Origin of the sequence: Lysobacter sp. ISL-50 (assembly GCF_018612875.1) — a bacterium.
In the GTDB taxonomy this organism is placed as follows: domain Bacteria; phylum Pseudomonadota; class Gammaproteobacteria; order Xanthomonadales; family Xanthomonadaceae; genus Lysobacter.
Window position 1 is genome coordinate 68,659 of the sequence record NZ_JAGGRI010000010.1, and the last position, 15,469, is coordinate 84,127.

The window sequence follows — 15,469 nt, forward strand, 5'->3', positions numbered from 1 at the left end:
CCGATTCCCGATTCCCGATTCCCCATTCCCTATTCCCCATTCCCGGACCCAAACGCCATGAACCTCAAACTACTGGTCGCCGCGACAATCGCCGCATTCGCTCTCGCCGGCACCGCGCAAGCGCACAAGGCCTGGCTGCAGCCCTCGCAGACCGTGTTCTCCGACAAGGACTCGTGGATGACGGTCGATGCGGCCGTGTCCAACGACCTGTTCTATTTCAATCACGTGCCGTTGCCGCTGGAACGCCTGCAAGTCACCGCGCCCGACGGCAGCAAACTCGAGCCGCAGAACGGCGCCACCGGCAAGCTGCGCACCGTTTTCGACCTGCAACTGCAGCAGGAAGGCACCTACAAGATCGCGATGAACAACGAAGGCATGTTCGCCAGCTACAAGCTCGGCGGCGAAGCCAAGCGCTGGCGCGGCAAGGCCAGCGAGTTCAAGACCGCGATTCCGGCCGGCGCGACCGAAATCAGCGCCTCGGAAAGCCTGGGCCGGGTGGAAACCTTCGCCACGGTCGGCAAGCCCAGCACCGGCGTGTTCAAGACCAGCGGCAAGGGCATCGAGCTGGTTCCGGTGACCCATCCCAACGATTTGTTCGCCGGTGAAGCGGCGACCTTCCAGTTGCTGCTCGACGGCAAGCCGGCTTCGGGCCTGAAGATCGAAATCGTGCCGGGCGCGACCCGCTACCGCGATCAGCAGAGCGAAATCCACGCCACCACCGGCGCCGACGGCAAGTTCGAAGTGAAGTGGCCGCAAGCCGGCATGTACTGGCTGGAAACCACCAGCGAAGACAACAAGACCAGCCTGCCGGACGCGAAGCAGCGCCGCCTGAGCTACGTCGCCGTGGTCGAAGTGCTGCCGCAGTAATCGATGACCCAGCGCGTGCCGCCAGCGATGGGGTCGTGGACGGGCGCGCCGAGCGCGCCCGCGGTCTGGTCGCGGCCGAACAGCGTCGCCGCGGCCGCGCCGGGCTTGCACACGCTGCGCGGCCTGACGATGGGTACGAGCTGGTCGGTCAAGCTGGTCGCCGCCGCTTCGCAATTGCAACGGCTCGAACGCGGCATCCAGGCGCGCCTGGATGAAGTCGTCGCGCAGATGAGCACCTGGCAGGCCGACTCCGACATCAGCCGGTATAACCGCGCGCCCGCCGGCAGCGTGCATCCGTTGCCGGCCGAATTCGCGCAGGTGCTGGCCGCGGCGCTCGCGCTCGCGGCCGATACCGACGGCGCCTACGATCCGAGCATCGGCCCGTTGACCGATCTGTGGGGCTTCGGCCCGGCCGGCGCCCGCGCGCATGCGCCGGCGACGCAAACGCTCGCGCAGGCGCGCGAACGGGTCGGTTGGCGGCGCCTGCGCTTCGACGCCGCGCAGCGGATTTTGCCGCAACCCGGCGGCGCGTATCTCGACTTGTCTTCGATCGCGAAGGGCTACGGCGTCGATCGCGTCGCCGATTGGCTGCTGGCGCAGGACGTCGGCGATTGCCTGATCGAAGTCGGCGGCGAGCTGCGCGCGCACGGACGCAAACCCGACGGCTCGCAGTGGCGCGTCGCGGTCGAGCAACCCGGCGGCGGCGGCGCCGAAGCCGCGGCGGTGATCGCGCTCGACGGTTTGGCGATCGCGACCTCGGGCGACTACCGCCGCTATTTCGACGCCGGCGAACGCCGCTATTCGCATACTCTCGATCCGCGCAGCGGCGCGCCGATCGACAACGCCGTCGCTTCGGTGACGGTGTTGCACCGGCACTGCATGCAGGCCGATGCCCTGGCGACCGCGCTGACCGTGCTCGGCGCGCATGCCGGCATCGCCCACGCCAACCGTCGCAACCTCGCCGCGCTGTTCGTATTGCGCGAAGGCGACGGCTTCGTCACCCGCACCACGCCGGGCTTCGTCGCCTGTCAGCGCGCCGTATGAATTCGCCGTCTGCTTCCGAACCGCCTGCACCGAAGACGCCCGCATCCCGGGCACGTGGTTTCGATCTGTCGTCGATCGGCCATGCCGTGATTCTGGCCGCGCTGGCGGCGTTGGCGATCGCCTTGTCGCAGTGGCAGGCCGAGCCCTGGAACTGGGTCGCGCCCGGGCGCGGACGCCTGTGGGCCGCGGCCGCGCTGATCGCCGCTTACGCCGGCTTCGCGATCAACGTGGCGGTGTCGCGCGCGCGCAGCGTTCGCACGCAGGCCTTGCCGCAGATAACGCAGGACCAGCGCGGCGATTGGCTGGTCGCGTTCGCCAGCCAGACCGGTTTCGCGGAACAACTGGCGCGGCGCAGCCATGAGGCGCTGCGCGATGCCGGATTGCGCGCCGATCTGGCCGTGCTCGGCAGCCTCGATACACGCCAGCTCGGCCGCTACTCGCGCGTGCTGTTCGTGGTCAGCACCACCGGCGAAGGCGATGCGCCCGACAGCGCCGCGGCCTTCGTGCGGCGGGCGATGGGCGGCAGCGCGACGCTGGCCGGACTGGGCTACGGCGTGCTCGCGCTGGGCGATCGCGACTACAGCGAGTATTGCGCGTTCGGCCATCGCCTCGATCATTGGCTGCGTCATGCCGGCGCGCAGCCGCTGTTCGATCTGGTCGAAGTCGATAACGGCGAAGCCGGCGCGCTGCGCCATTGGCAACATCACCTGGGCCTGCTCGCCGGGCGCACCGACCTGCCCGACTGGAGCGCGCCCGCGTACACGCCGTGGCGTTTGCGCGAGCGGCGCGTGTCCAATCCGGGCAGCGCCGGCGCGCCGGCGTTCCATATCGAACTGGTGCCGGCCGATGCCGCGCTGTTGCAGTGGGACGCGGGCGATATCGCCGAGATCGGGCCGCGCAATGGCGCCGGCGAAGTTTCTTCGTGGCTGACGGACGCGGCGATGGACGGCTCGACGCGGGTGCGCCGCGACGACGCCGATCTCTCCCTGGCACAGCTGCTGGCGCGTTCGCACCTGCCCGATCCGGTCGCGCTGCGCGGGCAAAGCGCGCAGGCGATCGCCGACACGCTGGCGCCGTTGCCGCATCGCGAATATTCGATCGCCTCGATCGCCGCCGAAGGTTCACTGCGGCTCTTGGTCCGGCAGATGCGCCGCGACGACGGCCGCCTGGGCGTGGGCAGCGGCTGGCTGAGCGAGTACGCGCCGCTGGATTCGTCGATCGACCTTCGCATCCGCAGCAATGCCTCCTTCCACGCGCCGGGCGATGCGCGGCCGATGATCCTGATCGGCAACGGCACCGGTCTGGCCGGCTTGCGCGCTTTGCTCAAGACGCGCATCGCCGCGGGCCATCATCGCAACTGGCTGCTGTTCGGCGAACGCAACGCGGCCTGCGATCTGCACTATCGCGATGAACTCGAAGCCTGGCTGGCGCAGGGGTTGATCGAGCGCGCCGATTATGCGTTCTCGCGCGACGGGCGATCGCGGGTCTATGTTCAACAGCTGCTGCGCGAGCAGGTCGATGAGGTGCGCGCGTGGATCGGCGCGGGCGCGTCGGTGTATGTCTGCGGCAGTCTGGAAGGCATGGCGCCGGGGGTGGAGGCGGCGCTGGTGGAGGCCGTGGGCGTGGAGGCCTTGGAGACGATGGCGGCTGAGGGCCGTTATCGGCGCGATGTTTACTGAGGTTGGGTTGCGGGGTCGCGGCGAGCGGATCGGAAAGCATCGGGGCTGAAGCCCCTCCCACAATAGGCTTCGAGCCAACGAGGTCTTTTGTGGGAGGGGCTTCAGCCCCGATGCTTTCCGATCAGTGCATGACGATCTCGCAGCATTCGAAATACAGCGCAATCCCAGCGCCTGGCTAACTCACTCCACAGCGGCCACGCGCACCAGCAGCACTTCGCCGCCGCCTTCAAGCACATGCCGTAGCCGTTCGCTGCCGGCGGCGAGGATCGCGGTGTCGCCGGCCTGCAGCGGCGGCAGACTCGAGTCGTCGGTAAATCGCGCCTGGCCGGCGAGCAGGTGCACGGCCCAACTCTGGTGCGGTTCGGCGAAGATCACCATCGGCCCCACCAGCGGCCGGTGCCACAGTTCGGCGCGGACGCGGTCGCGGCGCCACATCAGGTTGAAGTCGTGGGTCGGGCCGTCGAGCAGTTCGCCGAGTACCTCGCGCTCGCCGGGAAAGCGCAGCTTGTCGTGCGGCGGCAGCAGTTCGTGGGCTTCGCCGTCGTTGAAGCGCAGGCGCAGGCCGTTGCCGCTGAGCAGCACCAGTTCGCGATCGATGCCCGGGAACGCCGAAAACGGCGCGTCGCGTTCGATTTCCGCGATCGACAGGCGCCAGTCCCAGTCCTCGCCTTCGACCGGGCGATCGACGCCGCCGGCCTGGCGGCTCATGCGCACGATCTCGCGGGTCCAACCGAACTGATTGCGCCAGCGTTCGCGGCGGTACTCGTTGGCGGGGATGGACCAGGACAGGCTGTCGGACATGGCGGTGGGAGGCTGCGGGCTAACGCGCAGTCTAGGGGCTGGATGGGGTCTGGGGAGCAAGAGCGAATCCCCCCTGCCCCCCTTTTTCAAAGGGGGGAAACTTCGGGGGTTGTTCCGGGGGGAATGGGGATTGCGGCTTCGGCCGCCGGGGGCGTCGATTCCCGATTCCCGATTCCCGATTCCCGGCTCCCGAATTCCGAATCCCGAATCCCGAATCCCGAATCCCAAAAAGGATGTGCCCCACCGCGGATCCTTCCGCGGCGGGGCGACGTACTTCCGTGTCCAGGGACCTCCCCCCGAATCCTTCGGGCGTCCTTGCCCGATTAACTACCGACTCCGCATCCGTACGGTGCCGGCAGGTTGTTTCAGCGCTTGCTGGCGGCGCGCGGTGCTGCGATCGCGCCGGCGGTGTTGGTCGGCCGGCTTTGCGGCGCGCCACCCACCACGATTCGGTCCCGGTTCTTTTCGACCGTCTTCAGACCGATTCCCTTGACCAAGGCCAGCTGTTCGACGCTGCGGAAGGCTCCGTTGGCCTTGCGGTAGGCGACGATGGCTTCGGCCTTGGACGCTCCGACGTTAAGCAGCACGCGATCCAGCGTGGCAGCGTCGGCGCTGTTGATATTGACCTGCTCCGAGGCGTAGGCGCTGCCAGCCAGCAGCAACGACAGAACCAACGACTTGGCGATGAGGGCAAACGATTTCATGACTTTAAGCTCCTGAGATTGGATTCCTTTCCGATCCGGCGGACGTACATCCCTGAGTCCTTGTGTCCGCCGGTGGAGACAGTCTCCATGTCTCGACGGGCACAGGTTATCGCCAGGCAGGCCTGCGCGAAGTCGGGCGTAGCCGCAGCGCAGGGTAGGAAAAGTCCTACACGGTCCCGGAGGGGTAAACTGGCGTCTTTCCCAGCTTCGAAGGCCCCGATGATGGACGCCAGCAAGGTCGATCGTTACGTAAGCGGCAAGTGGGACGACGAAATCGTCCCGCAATTGGTCGAATACATCCGCATTCCCAACAAGTCGCCGATGTTCGACGCCGACTGGGTCCAGCACGGCTACATGGACGATGCGGTCAAGCTGATGGAGTCCTGGGCCAAGTCCCAGTCGATCCCCGGCATGCAGGTCGAGGTGGTGCGCCTGGAAGGCCGCACGCCGTTGATCTTCCTCGACATTCCGGCCGCCCACGGCGGCAGCGACGAAGATTGCGTGCTGCTCTACGGCCACCTGGACAAGCAGCCGGAGATGACCGGCTGGGACGACGACCTGGGCCCGTGGAAGCCGGTGATCAAGGGCGACAAGCTCTACGGCCGCGGCGGCGCCGACGACGGCTACGCGATCTTCGGCTCGCTGGCCGCGATCCTGGCCCTGCAGGAGCAGCAGATCCCGCACTCGCGCTGCGTGATCCTGATCGAGGCCTGCGAGGAATCGGGCAGCTACGACCTGCCGGCCTATGTCGATCACCTCGCCGACCGGATCGGCCAGCCCTCGCTGGTGGTGTGCCTGGATTCGGGCTGCGGCAATTACGAGCAACTGTGGTGCACGACCTCGCTGCGCGGCCTGGCCGGCGGCAATTTCACGGTGAAGGTACTCAGCGAAGGCGTGCATTCGGGCGACGCGTCCGGCATCGTGCCGTCGAGTTTCCGCCTGCTGCGCCAGCTGCTCTCGCGCCTTGAGGACGAATCCAGCGGCAAGATCCTGATCGAAGGCCTGTACGTGGACGTGCCGGAAGAACGCCTGGAGCAGGCGCGCCAGGCCGCCAAGGTGCTGGGCACGGCGATCTACGACAAGTTTCCGTTCCTGCCCGGCATGAAGCCGATGGCCGAGGATCTGTCGGAACTGGTGCTCAACCGCACCTGGCGTCCGGCGCTGTCGGTCACCGGCGTGGACGGCATGCCGTCGCTGGCTTCGGCCGGCAACGTGCTGCGTCCGCACACCTCGGTGAAGCTGTCGCTGCGCCTGCCGCCGACCCTGGACGGCAAGCGCGCCGGCGAACTGCTCAAGGAAGTGCTGCTGCGCGATCCGCCCAACGGCGCGCAGGTCACGCTGGAACTGGAGAAGTCCTCCAGCGGTTGGAACGCGCCGGCGATGTCGTCGTGGTTGTCGAAAGCCATCGACACCTCCAGCCGCGATTTCTTCGGCCAGCCGGCGATGTACATGGGCGAAGGCGGCTCGATTCCGTTCATGGGCATGCTCGGCGAGAAATTCCCCGGCGCGCAGTTCATGATCACCGGCGTGCTGGGTCCGCATTCCAACGCGCACGGCCCGAACGAGTTCCTGCACATCCCGATGGGCAAGCGCGTGACCGCGTGCGTGGCGCGCGTGGTGGCCGAGCATCATGAAGCCAGCCAGCGCGGCGAGACCACCGGCGTCGCCGTCGCGGCCGACAGCGGCGATCGTCACGGCGATCACGGCTGCTGCTGAGCCGCCGATCTTCGCGGCGACAAAAAGGCGGGCCCGTCGTCGGGTCCGCCTTTTTTATTTCGCGATGCCGTTGCGCGCTCAGGCTTGCGGATGGCCCGGGCGCGATCCGGCGCACGCCGCGCGCGCGGCCGCCAGAACCGATATGCCGCCATCGGCATGCGAACGACTTCGAAGCCGTTTTCGCGCCGCGGCGCACTGGCTTAACCGCTGGACAACCCGAACCGCCGCCCTCACACGGCAGCGACGGCGCCGGTCACATGATCCTGCCGCATCCCCATCTATCCTCCCGAGGAGGCAAGCCATGTTCGGCGGCATTATTTCCACGATCATCATCGGCGCAGTCATCGGCATCCTCGCGCGCTTCTTCAAGCCCGGCGCGGACCCGATGGGCTGGATCCTGACTATCCTGCTCGGCATCGCCGGCGCCTATGTCGGCAGCCTGTTCTACGCCGGCGGCGGCTTCATCGGCATCATCATCTCGGTGGTGTGCGCGGTCGTGCTGTTGTTCCTGTACGAGATGATTCGCAGCAAGACCGCGAAGGGCTGAAGCCAGATCACAGCGCTACGAACCAGAACGCCCCGGTTTAGGCCGGGGCGTTTTTCGTTTGCGCGCTCGGCCGATACCGGGCGAAGCGGTCAATCCCGCAGGTAATCCACCACCCGCTGCGCCAGCGCCTGCGCGTCTTCTTCCAGGGTGTCGAGCCGCAGTTCCGGCGACTCGGGCGCCTCGTACGGCGAATCGATGCCAGTGAAGTTCGGGATCTTGCCGGCGCGCGCTTTCGCGTACAGGCCCTTGACGTCGCGCCGCTCGGCCTCGCCCAGCGGCGTGTCGACGAACACTTCCACGAACTCGCCGTCGCCGAACAACTCGCGCGCCAGCCGGCGCTCGGCGCGGAACGGCGAAATGAAGCTGACCAGCACGATCAGGCCGGCGTCGGTCATCAACTTGGCGACTTCGGCGACGCGGCGGATGTTCTCGACCCGGTCGGCGTCGGTAAAGCCCAAGTCCTTGTTGAGCCCGTGGCGCACGTTGTCGCCGTCGAGAATGAAGGTGTGGTGGCCCAGCGCGTGCAACTGCTTGTCCACCAGGTTGGCGATGGTCGATTTGCCCGAACCCGACAGACCGGTGAACCACACGCAGCGCGGCGTCTGTTGCTTGCTGCGCGAGCGCGCGGCCTTGTCGACATCGACCGGCTGCCAGTGGATGTTCTCCGCGCGGCGCAGGGCGAAATCGAGCGTGCCGGCGGCGACGGTGGCGTTGGTCTGGCGGTCGATCAACACGAAACCGCCGAGATCGCGATTGTCGCGATAAGCCTCGAACGCGATCGGCTGATCCAGGCTGAGATTGCAGTACGCGACTTCGTTGAGTTCCAACTGCCGCGCCGCCAGCTGCGCCTGGGTGTTGACGTCGATCTTGTGCTTGATCTCGGTGATGCTGACCGCGACGGTGCGGGCGCCGATCTTCAGCCAGTACGAACGGCTCGGCAGCAAGGGCTTGGCGTCCATCCACAGCAGATGCGCGGCGAACTGATCGGCCACCTGCGCCGGTTGCGCCGCGCTGGCGATCACGTCGCCGCGGCTGATATCGAGTTCGTCCGCGAGCGTCAGCGTGACCGCCTGCCCGGCGAAGGCCTGGGCCAGATCGCCGTCGGCGGTGACGATGCGCTGCACGCGCGAGCGGCGCCCCGACGGCAACGCGACGATGTCGTCGCCCGGCCGCACGGAGCCGGCGGTGATGGTGCCGGCGAAGCCGCGGAAATCCTGGTGCGGGCGATTGACCCATTGCACCGGCAGGCGCAGGCCGATCTCGGCCGCGCGGCGCGAGACATCGACCGTTTCCAGGTGTTCGAGCACGCTCGGTCCGGTGTACCAGGGCGTGGCCGCGGACGCGGCGGTGAGATTGTCGCCGTTGAGCGCCGACAGCGGCACCGCCTGCACGTCCTCGATGCCGAGCTTGGCCGCGAGCTCGCGGTATTCGCCGACGATGCGGTCGAACACGTCCTGATCGAAGCCGACCAGATCCATCTTATTCACCGCCAGCAGCACGTGGCGGATGCCCAGCAGCGAGACGATGTAGCTGTGGCGGCGCGTCTGCGTCAGCAGGCCCTTGCGCGCATCGACCAGCACCACGGCCAGATCGGCGGTGGACGCGCCGGTGGCCATGTTGCGGGTGTACTGCTCGTGCCCCGGGCAGTCGGCGACGATGAACTTGCGCTGGTCGGTGCCGAAATAACGGTAGGCGACATCGATGGTGATGCCCTGCTCGCGCTCGGCGGCGAGGCCATCGACCAGCAAGGCGTAATCGACCTCGCCGTTGCGGGTGCCGTGACGGCGACTGTCGGCGTCGAGCGCGGCCAGCTGGTCTTCGAACAGGCGCTGGGTGTCGTGCAGCAGGCGGCCGATCAGCGTGCTTTTGCCGTCGTCCACGCTGCCGCAGGTGATGAAGCGCAGCAGGCTCTTGCGTTCGTGCTGTTGCAGGTAGGCGGCGATGGCGTCGCCGGCGGCATTGGGGATTCGCGATTCGGGATTGGCGAACGCCAACACGCTCGCCTCCGCCTTGTCCGTCGAACCCTCGGCCGCCACGCCGCGCGCTTGCGCGAATTCCGAATCGCGAATGTCCAGTCCCGGCTTCATCAGAAATACCCTTCCTGCTTCTTGCGCTCCATCGAGGCGGACGGATCGTGATCGATCATCCGGCCCTGGCGTTCGGAGGTGGTGGCGGTCAGCATCTCGGCGATGATTTTTTCCAGCGTGTCGGCTTCGGATTCGATCGCGCCGGTCAGCGGATAGCAGCCCAGCGTGCGGAAACGCACCTTGCGCGTCTGCGGCGTTTCGCCGTCGCGCAGCGGCAGGCGTTCGTCATCGACCAGGATCAGGCTGCCCTCGCGCTCCACCACCGGGCGCGGCGCGGCGAAATACAGCGACGGCACCGGAATGCGTTCGCGGTAGATGTACAGCCACACATCCAGCTCGGTCCAGTTGGAGATGGGAAACACGCGCACGCTTTCGCCGCTGTGGATGCGGGTGTTGTACAGATTCCACAGCTCCGGGCGCTGATTCTTCGGGTCCCAGCGGTGCTGCGGATTGCGGAACGAGAAGATGCGCTCCTTGGCCCGCGATTTTTCTTCGTCGCGGCGGGCGCCGCCGATGGCGGCGTCGAACTTGTTCCAGTCCAGCGCCTGCTTGAGGCCCTGGGTCTTCATCACGTCGGTATGCACGGCCGCGCCGTGACTGACCGGGCCGATGCCCTGGGCCAGACCGTCGGGATTGATGTGCACGCGCAAGTCCACGCCGGTTTCGCGCGCGCGCTGGTCGCGGAAGGAAATCATTTCGCCGAACTTCCAGCCGGTGTCCACGTGTAGCAGCGGAATCGGCGGACGCGCCGGATAGAAGGCCTTGAGCAGCAGATGCAGCAGCACCGAGCTGTCCTTGCCGACCGAGTACAGCATCACCGGATTGCGGAACTCGGCGGCGACCTCGCGCAGGATGTGGATGCTCTCGGCTTCGAGCTTGTCCAGATGACTCAGCGCGTGCGGCGCCAGTCGCGCTTCGCCATGGGCTGGCGCTTGCGCGGCGGCGGAGGGGTCGAACAGGACACTCAGATCGGGTGACGCACTCATCTCAGGCGGACTCGTAAGCAAAGCCGCGTTCCAGGATCGGCCGGGCGACGCGGCGGCGCCCGGCCTGTAGCGGTGATTCCGGTTCCCGGGACGTCGTCGGGGAGTGCCCGCCGCGCCCATCGAACCAACCGAAGTAACAAAACACAAGGTCCACGCCACCCTCCGAAGCCCGGCTCCACCACCCACCGGTCCCCCGAACAGCGCACCAGACCCCGTCCGCGGCCATCCCGGAACCGGGCCCAAACCCGACCGGAGCGACCGCTTCGACACGGCCCATTAGAAATCCCCCCGGATTCCGGGAGAAATGAGCGCAGGTCATGAACGCATAACCGAGCATCCTTTCCGGACGGGGGTTTCAGGCTCGTAGCCTGCAGTCTCCCAAGCCAGACGCCGACCGCCGTGCCCGCCGCCGCCACCACGATCGCCCCCGCTGTGCTCGCCACTCCGCTGCCCGCGGACCGGCTCGATTCGCTCGCCCGTCTCACCGACGGCCTGGACAGCAACAGCCTGTGGTGGCTGTCCGGTTACGCCGCCGGGCTGGCCCGCTCCGGCGCCGGCACACTCGCCACCGCGGTCGCGGCGGCCTTGCCGGACGCCAGGAGCAGCGAGCGCCTGACCATCGTCTACGGCAGCCAGACCGGCAACGCCAAGCGATTGGCCGAGCAGCTCGCCGGCCAGGCCGAAGCCGCCGGACTGGGCGTGCGCCTGGTCCGCGCCGACGCCTACCCGACCCGCGAACTCAAGAGCGAGCGCCTGCTCTACATCGTCATCAGCACCCAGGGCGACGGCGATCCGCCGGACGACGCGCGCGGCCTGGTCGAATTCCTTGCCGGCAAGCGCGCGCCCGAGCTCAAGAACCTGAGCTACGCCGTGCTGGGCCTGGGCGATTCCAGCTATCCGCAGTTCTGCGCGATCGGCAGCAAGCTCGACACGCGCCTGGCCGAACTGGGCGCCACGCGTTTGTTCGCGCGCGGCGAAGCCGATCTGGATTTCGAAACCGTCTCCACGCCGTGGCTGCAGCAGGCGCTGACCCAGGCGAAGGAAACCCTGAAGCCAGCCGCCGCGCATCTGGCCACGGTCACGCCGCTGCGTCCGCTGCCGGCGGCGCCGGCGTTCCATCGCGACGCGCCGTTCGCGGCCGAGCTGATCGCCAACCGCCGCCTGATCGCGCGCGGCACCAGTGCGCGCGGCGCGTACAGCGCCGACAAGGACATCCGCCATATCGAACTGTCGCTGGAGGGCTCGGGCCTGCATTACCAGCCCGGCGACGCGCTCGGCCTGTGGCCGCGCAATCCGCCCGAGCTGGTGCAGGCGGTGCTGGAAACGCTCGAACTCGACGGCGACGCCTCGGTCAGCCACGGCGGCCATAACCTGCCGCTGCGGCAATGGCTGGGCGAAAAGCGCGAACTGACCAAGCTGGCGCGGCCGTTCATCGCCAGCCACGCCGCGCATGCGCGCAGCGACGAGCTCAACCGCCTGCTCGCGCCCGACAATGCCGCGCAGCTGGCCGAGCTGCTGTCGCGCACGCAGGTGATCGACCTGCTGCAGCGCTACGACGGCGAGTGGTCGGCCGAGGATCTGGTCGCCGCGCTGCGTCCGCTGACGCCGCGGCTGTATTCGATCGCCTCCAGCCAGAAGGCCGTCGGCGAAGAAGCGCACCTCACCGTCGCCCATCTGGAATACGAAAGCGAACACGGCCCGCGCTGGGGCGCGGCCTCGCATCTGCTGGCCGCGGCCGAGGAAGGCGAGCGCCTGCCGGTGTTCATCGAACACAACGAGCGCTTCCGCCTGCCCGCCGACGCCAGCCGCGACATCGTCATGATCGGCCCGGGCACCGGCGTGGCGCCGTTCCGCGGCTTCGTCCAGGACCGCGCCGCCGACAGCGCCGGCGGCCGCAACTGGCTGCTGTTCGGCAATCCGCATTTCCGCACCGATTTCCTCTACCAGACCGAATGGCAGGCGGCGCTGAAGTCGGGCCAGTTGCATCGGCTCGATCTCGCCTTCTCGCGCGATCAGGCGCAGAAGGTCTACGTGCAGCACCGCCTGCGCGAACACGGCCGCGACCTGTACGACTGGCTGCAGGGCGGCGCGCACCTGTACGTGTGCGGCGACGCCACCCGCATGGCCCGCGACGTGCACGCCGCGTTGCTGGCGGTCATCGCCGAGCACGGCGGCAAGAACGCGGAAGCCGCCGAAGAGTATCTGAACGAGTTGCAGCAACAGGGCCGTTACGCCCGGGACGTTTATTGATGTACGCGCAGCGCCTGTATTTCCTCGAACGCCATTTCATCGAATCGGGCCGCGCGTCGCAGGTCGCCGCGTTGCCGTTGATGTCTACTGACCGCCACGCAGTGCAAGTTGCCCCGGCAGTCCGGATGGAACGCGGACGAGTCTCCGCCGCCGCGATCGAGCGCGTCGCCAAGAGCACGCCGTCGCGAGCGGGCCGCGTTCTGTTCGGGCTGCATCCGCTGCGTTCGCGCGCCGGAGCATCGGCATGAGCGCGCATTCGGTCGAAGACATCAAACAGTCCAGCGCGCGTCTGCGCGGCACCTTGCTGGAAAGTCTGGCCAATCCGGTCACCGGCGCGCTGAACGACGACGACCAGACCCTGATCAAGTACCACGGCAGCTATCAGCAGGACGATCGCGACGTGCGCGAGGAGCGCCGCCAGGCGCTGCTGGAGCCGGCCTACAGCTTCATGATCCGCACCCGCACGCCCGGCGGCGTGGTTTCGCCCGAGCAGTGGCTCAAGCTCGACGGCATCGCCACCCGCTACGCCGAGCGCGGCCTGCGCGTCACCACCCGCCAGGCCTTCCAGTTCCATGGCGTGATCAAGACAGAACTCAAGCCGACCATGCAGGCGATCAACGCCACGCTGATCGATACCCTGGCCGCCTGCGGCGACGTCAACCGCAACGTCGCGGTCGCCGCCAATCCGCAACTGTCGGCCTCGCACGCGGCGGTGTTCGCCCAGGCCGCGGCGCTGTCGGAGCATCTGCTGCCCAACACCCGCGCCTATTACGAAATCTGGCTGGACGAAGAACGCATCGCCGGCAGCGGCAGCGAGGACGAGCCGATCTACGGCAAGGCCTACCTGCCGCGCAAGTTCAAGATCGGATTCGCGATTCCGCCGTACAACGATGTCGATGTGTTCGCGCAGGACCTGGGCTACATCGCGATCATCGAAGACGGCGAACTGCTCGGCTACAACGTCACCGTCGGCGGCGGCATGGGCGCGACCCACGGCGATGCCGAAACCTATCCGCGCGTGGCCGACGTGATCGGCTTCGTCGCGCCGGATCGGGTGATCGCGGTCGGCGAAGCGGTGGTGACCGCGCAGCGCGATTTCGGCAATCGCGAAGTGCGCAAGCGCGCGCGCCTCAAGTACACCATCGACGATCGCGGCCTGGACTGGTTCAAATCGGAAGTCGAACGCCGCGCCGGATTCTCTCTCCAGCCGGCGCGACCGTTCGCCTTCCGCCATAACGGCGACCGCTTCGGCTGGGTCGAAGGCGACGACGGCCGCGCGCACCTGACCTTGCGCATTCCGGCCGGGCGCATCGTCGACGGCGCGCTCGACGGCCTGGGCGCGGCGGTCACTCATCTGAGCGGCCTGCGCGAAATCGCGCAACTGCTCAGCGGCTGCAACGGCGCCGAATTCCGCATGACGCCGAATCAGAATCTGGTGATCGCCGGCGTGCCCGCGGACCTGCGCGCGCAAGTCGATGCGCTGGTCGCCCGGCATGGCCTGGACGGCTATATCCAGGCCAGCCCGGTGCGCCGCAATGCCCTGGCCTGCGTGGCACTGCCGACCTGCGGCCTGGCGATGGCCGAAGCCGAACGTTATCTGCCCGATTTCGTCGGCGAAGTCGAAAAACTGCTGGCGCGCCACGCGATTGCCGATGCCGCGATCAACCTGCGCATCAGCGGCTGCCCCAACGGTTGCTCGCGCCCGTACCTGGGCGAGATCGCCCTGGTCGGCAAGGCGCCCGGCCGTTACAACCTGATGCTGGGCGCCGATCATCGCGGCCAGCGCTTGAACACGCTGTACCGCGAGAACATCGCCGAACCGGAGATCCTCGCCGCGCTCGATCCCTTGTTCGCCGGTTACGCGAGCGAGCGCCTCGACGACGAAGGTTTCGGCGATTACCTGGTCCGCAGCGAAGTCGTATCCGTTCCCTATCCCACCCCCACCGGCATTCCGGTCGTTCTGGTTACCGAGGCCCACGCATGAGCGCACCCACCGACCCTGTCACCGCCGCCGAATCTCCGCGCGCGCTGGCGCAACTCAACGCCTGGCTGGGCACCCAGTCGGCCGAACAGCGCGTCGCCTGGGCGCTGGAAAACACCGCGGGCGAACACGCGCTGTCGTCGAGCTTCGGCGCGCAGTCGGCGGTGTCGCTGCACATGGTGACCGCGCAGGCGCCGAAGATTCCCGTGATCGTGGTCGATACCGGTTATCTGTTCCCCGAGACCTATCGCTTCATCGACGAACTCGGCGAGCGCCTCGACCTCAATCTGAAGGTGTATCGCCCGCAGATGGGCGTGGCCTGGATGGAAGCGCGGTTCGGCCGTTTGTGGGAACAGGGCGTGGAAGGCATCGAGCGCTATAACCGCCTGCGCAAGGTCGAGCCGATGCAGCGCGCCTTGAACGAACTGGGCGTGCGCACCTGGATCGCCGGCCTGCGTCGCAGCCAGTCGGGCAGCCGCGCCAACATCGATTTCGTGCAGTTGAAGGACGGCCGCTGGAAGCTGCATCCACTGGCGGATTGGACCGATCGCGATATCTGGCAGTACCTGCAGACTCACGATCTGCCTTACCACCCGTTGTGGCACGACGGTTATGTGTCGATCGGCGACGTCCACACCACGCGGCGGCTGGAACCGGGCATGCGCGAAGAGGACACGCGCTTTTTCGGGCTCAAGCGCGAATGCGGGCTGCACTTCGATAGTGAGCCGGTGACGGAAGATAAGGCGGCTTGATCGTTGTGGGGGGCGTTGCTGGGCTTAAGAGCGAATCCCCCTCGATCCCCCTTTT

The 15,469-nt window shown here is 67.5% G+C and carries 13 protein-coding genes; 9 read left to right on the forward strand and 4 right to left on the reverse strand.

Features of this window, described 5'->3' with window-relative positions; translation table 11 throughout:
• The first annotated feature begins 57 nt into the window (after window positions 1-57).
• From J7J50_RS06860 to J7J50_RS06870, 3 genes are read left to right on the forward strand one after another with little or no spacing between them, the layout of a single operon-like run.
• Window positions 58-867, forward strand: coding sequence for a DUF4198 domain-containing protein (locus J7J50_RS06860; RefSeq protein ID WP_215058309.1), 810 nt, complete (start codon window positions 58-60; stop codon window positions 865-867).
• 3 nt (window positions 868-870) lie between these two features.
• Complete coding sequence (locus J7J50_RS06865; protein ID WP_251044610.1) at window positions 871-1,911, forward strand: FAD:protein FMN transferase; 1,041 nt, start codon at window positions 871-873, stop codon at window positions 1,909-1,911.
• Window positions 1,908-3,590, forward strand: a complete 1,683-nt coding sequence (locus J7J50_RS06870) for a sulfite reductase flavoprotein subunit alpha (protein WP_215058310.1) — start codon at window positions 1,908-1,910, stop codon at window positions 3,588-3,590. Before J7J50_RS06865 ends, J7J50_RS06870 begins: the two co-directional genes overlap by 4 nt.
• Window positions 3,591-3,770: 180 nt before the next feature.
• On the opposite strand, the gene J7J50_RS06875 is transcribed toward J7J50_RS06870, so the two are convergent.
• Window positions 3,771-4,391, reverse strand: coding sequence for a HutD family protein (locus J7J50_RS06875; protein WP_215058311.1), 621 nt, complete (start codon window positions 4,389-4,391; stop codon window positions 3,771-3,773).
• A 365-nt stretch (window positions 4,392-4,756) separates the two neighbouring features.
• Window positions 4,757-5,095, reverse strand: coding sequence for a ComEA family DNA-binding protein (locus J7J50_RS06880; protein ID WP_215058312.1), 339 nt, complete (start codon window positions 5,093-5,095; stop codon window positions 4,757-4,759).
• Between the two features lie 222 nt (window positions 5,096-5,317).
• Here J7J50_RS06880 and J7J50_RS06885 point away from each other — a divergent pair, with 222 nt between their 5' ends.
• Both J7J50_RS06885 and J7J50_RS06890 read left to right on the forward strand, forming a co-directional pair.
• Entirely contained in the window at window positions 5,318-6,811 is a 1,494-nt protein-coding gene (locus J7J50_RS06885) for a M20 family metallopeptidase (protein WP_215058330.1), read from the forward strand.
• 301 nt (window positions 6,812-7,112) lie between these two features.
• Window positions 7,113-7,358: a GlsB/YeaQ/YmgE family stress response membrane protein gene (locus J7J50_RS06890; protein ID WP_215058313.1), complete on the forward strand. Its 246-nt coding sequence runs from the start codon at window positions 7,113-7,115 to the stop codon at window positions 7,356-7,358.
• An 89-nt stretch (window positions 7,359-7,447) separates the two neighbouring features.
• Here J7J50_RS06890 and cysN read toward each other — a convergent pair whose 3' ends face one another.
• Both cysN and cysD read right to left on the reverse strand, forming a co-directional pair.
• Window positions 7,448-9,445: a sulfate adenylyltransferase subunit CysN gene (cysN, locus tag J7J50_RS06895; protein ID WP_215058314.1), complete on the reverse strand. Its 1,998-nt coding sequence runs from the start codon at window positions 9,443-9,445 to the stop codon at window positions 7,448-7,450.
• A complete protein-coding gene (cysD, locus tag J7J50_RS06900; protein ID WP_251044625.1) occupies window positions 9,445-10,353 on the reverse strand; it encodes a sulfate adenylyltransferase subunit CysD in 909 nt (302 codons plus the stop codon). The genes cysN and cysD overlap by 1 nt, the downstream gene beginning before the upstream one ends.
• A 477-nt stretch (window positions 10,354-10,830) precedes the next feature.
• On the opposite strand from cysD, the gene J7J50_RS06905 reads away from it, so the two are divergent.
• Genes J7J50_RS06905 through J7J50_RS06920 form a run of 4 tightly spaced genes read left to right on the forward strand, consistent with a single transcriptional unit; the run spans window position 10,831 to window position 15,414 of the window.
• The gene (locus J7J50_RS06905; RefSeq protein ID WP_343222447.1) at window positions 10,831-12,681 is read left to right on the forward strand and encodes an assimilatory sulfite reductase (NADPH) flavoprotein subunit; all 1,851 of its coding nucleotides are present in this window, start codon (window positions 10,831-10,833) and stop codon (window positions 12,679-12,681) included.
• Entirely contained in the window at window positions 12,681-12,929 is a 249-nt protein-coding gene (locus tag J7J50_RS06910) for a hypothetical protein (protein WP_215058316.1), read from the forward strand. Before J7J50_RS06905 ends, J7J50_RS06910 begins: the two co-directional genes overlap by 1 nt.
• A complete protein-coding gene (gene cysI / locus J7J50_RS06915; protein ID WP_215058317.1) occupies window positions 12,926-14,665 on the forward strand; it encodes an assimilatory sulfite reductase (NADPH) hemoprotein subunit in 1,740 nt (579 codons plus the stop codon). Before J7J50_RS06910 ends, cysI begins: the two co-directional genes overlap by 4 nt.
• Window positions 14,662-15,414, forward strand: coding sequence for a phosphoadenylyl-sulfate reductase (locus J7J50_RS06920; protein WP_215058318.1), 753 nt, complete (start codon window positions 14,662-14,664; stop codon window positions 15,412-15,414). Before cysI ends, J7J50_RS06920 begins: the two co-directional genes overlap by 4 nt.
• Window positions 15,415-15,469: the final 55 nt, after the last annotated feature.

Excerpts from the sequence above, each read along its gene's own strand:
- J7J50_RS06860 (WP_215058309.1), top strand. The coding sequence starts at position 58 with ATGAACCTCAAACTACTGGTCGCCGCGACAATCGCCGCATTCGCTCTC.
- J7J50_RS06865 (WP_251044610.1), top strand. The coding sequence starts at position 871 with ATGACCCAGCGCGTGCCGCCAGCGATGGGGTCGTGGACGGGCGCGCCG.
- J7J50_RS06870 (WP_215058310.1), top strand. The coding sequence starts at position 1,908 with ATGAATTCGCCGTCTGCTTCCGAACCGCCTGCACCGAAGACGCCCGCA.
- J7J50_RS06875 (WP_215058311.1), bottom strand. The coding sequence starts at position 4,391 with ATGTCCGACAGCCTGTCCTGGTCCATCCCCGCCAACGAGTACCGCCGC.
- J7J50_RS06880 (WP_215058312.1), bottom strand. The coding sequence starts at position 5,095 with ATGAAATCGTTTGCCCTCATCGCCAAGTCGTTGGTTCTGTCGTTGCTG.
- J7J50_RS06885 (WP_215058330.1), top strand. The coding sequence starts at position 5,318 with ATGGACGCCAGCAAGGTCGATCGTTACGTAAGCGGCAAGTGGGACGAC.
- J7J50_RS06890 (WP_215058313.1), top strand. The coding sequence starts at position 7,113 with ATGTTCGGCGGCATTATTTCCACGATCATCATCGGCGCAGTCATCGGC.
- cysN (WP_215058314.1), bottom strand. The coding sequence starts at position 9,445 with ATGAAGCCGGGACTGGACATTCGCGATTCGGAATTCGCGCAAGCGCGC.
- J7J50_RS06910 (WP_215058316.1), top strand. The coding sequence starts at position 12,681 with ATGTACGCGCAGCGCCTGTATTTCCTCGAACGCCATTTCATCGAATCG.
- cysI (WP_215058317.1), top strand. The coding sequence starts at position 12,926 with ATGAGCGCGCATTCGGTCGAAGACATCAAACAGTCCAGCGCGCGTCTG.
- J7J50_RS06920 (WP_215058318.1), top strand. The coding sequence starts at position 14,662 with ATGAGCGCACCCACCGACCCTGTCACCGCCGCCGAATCTCCGCGCGCG.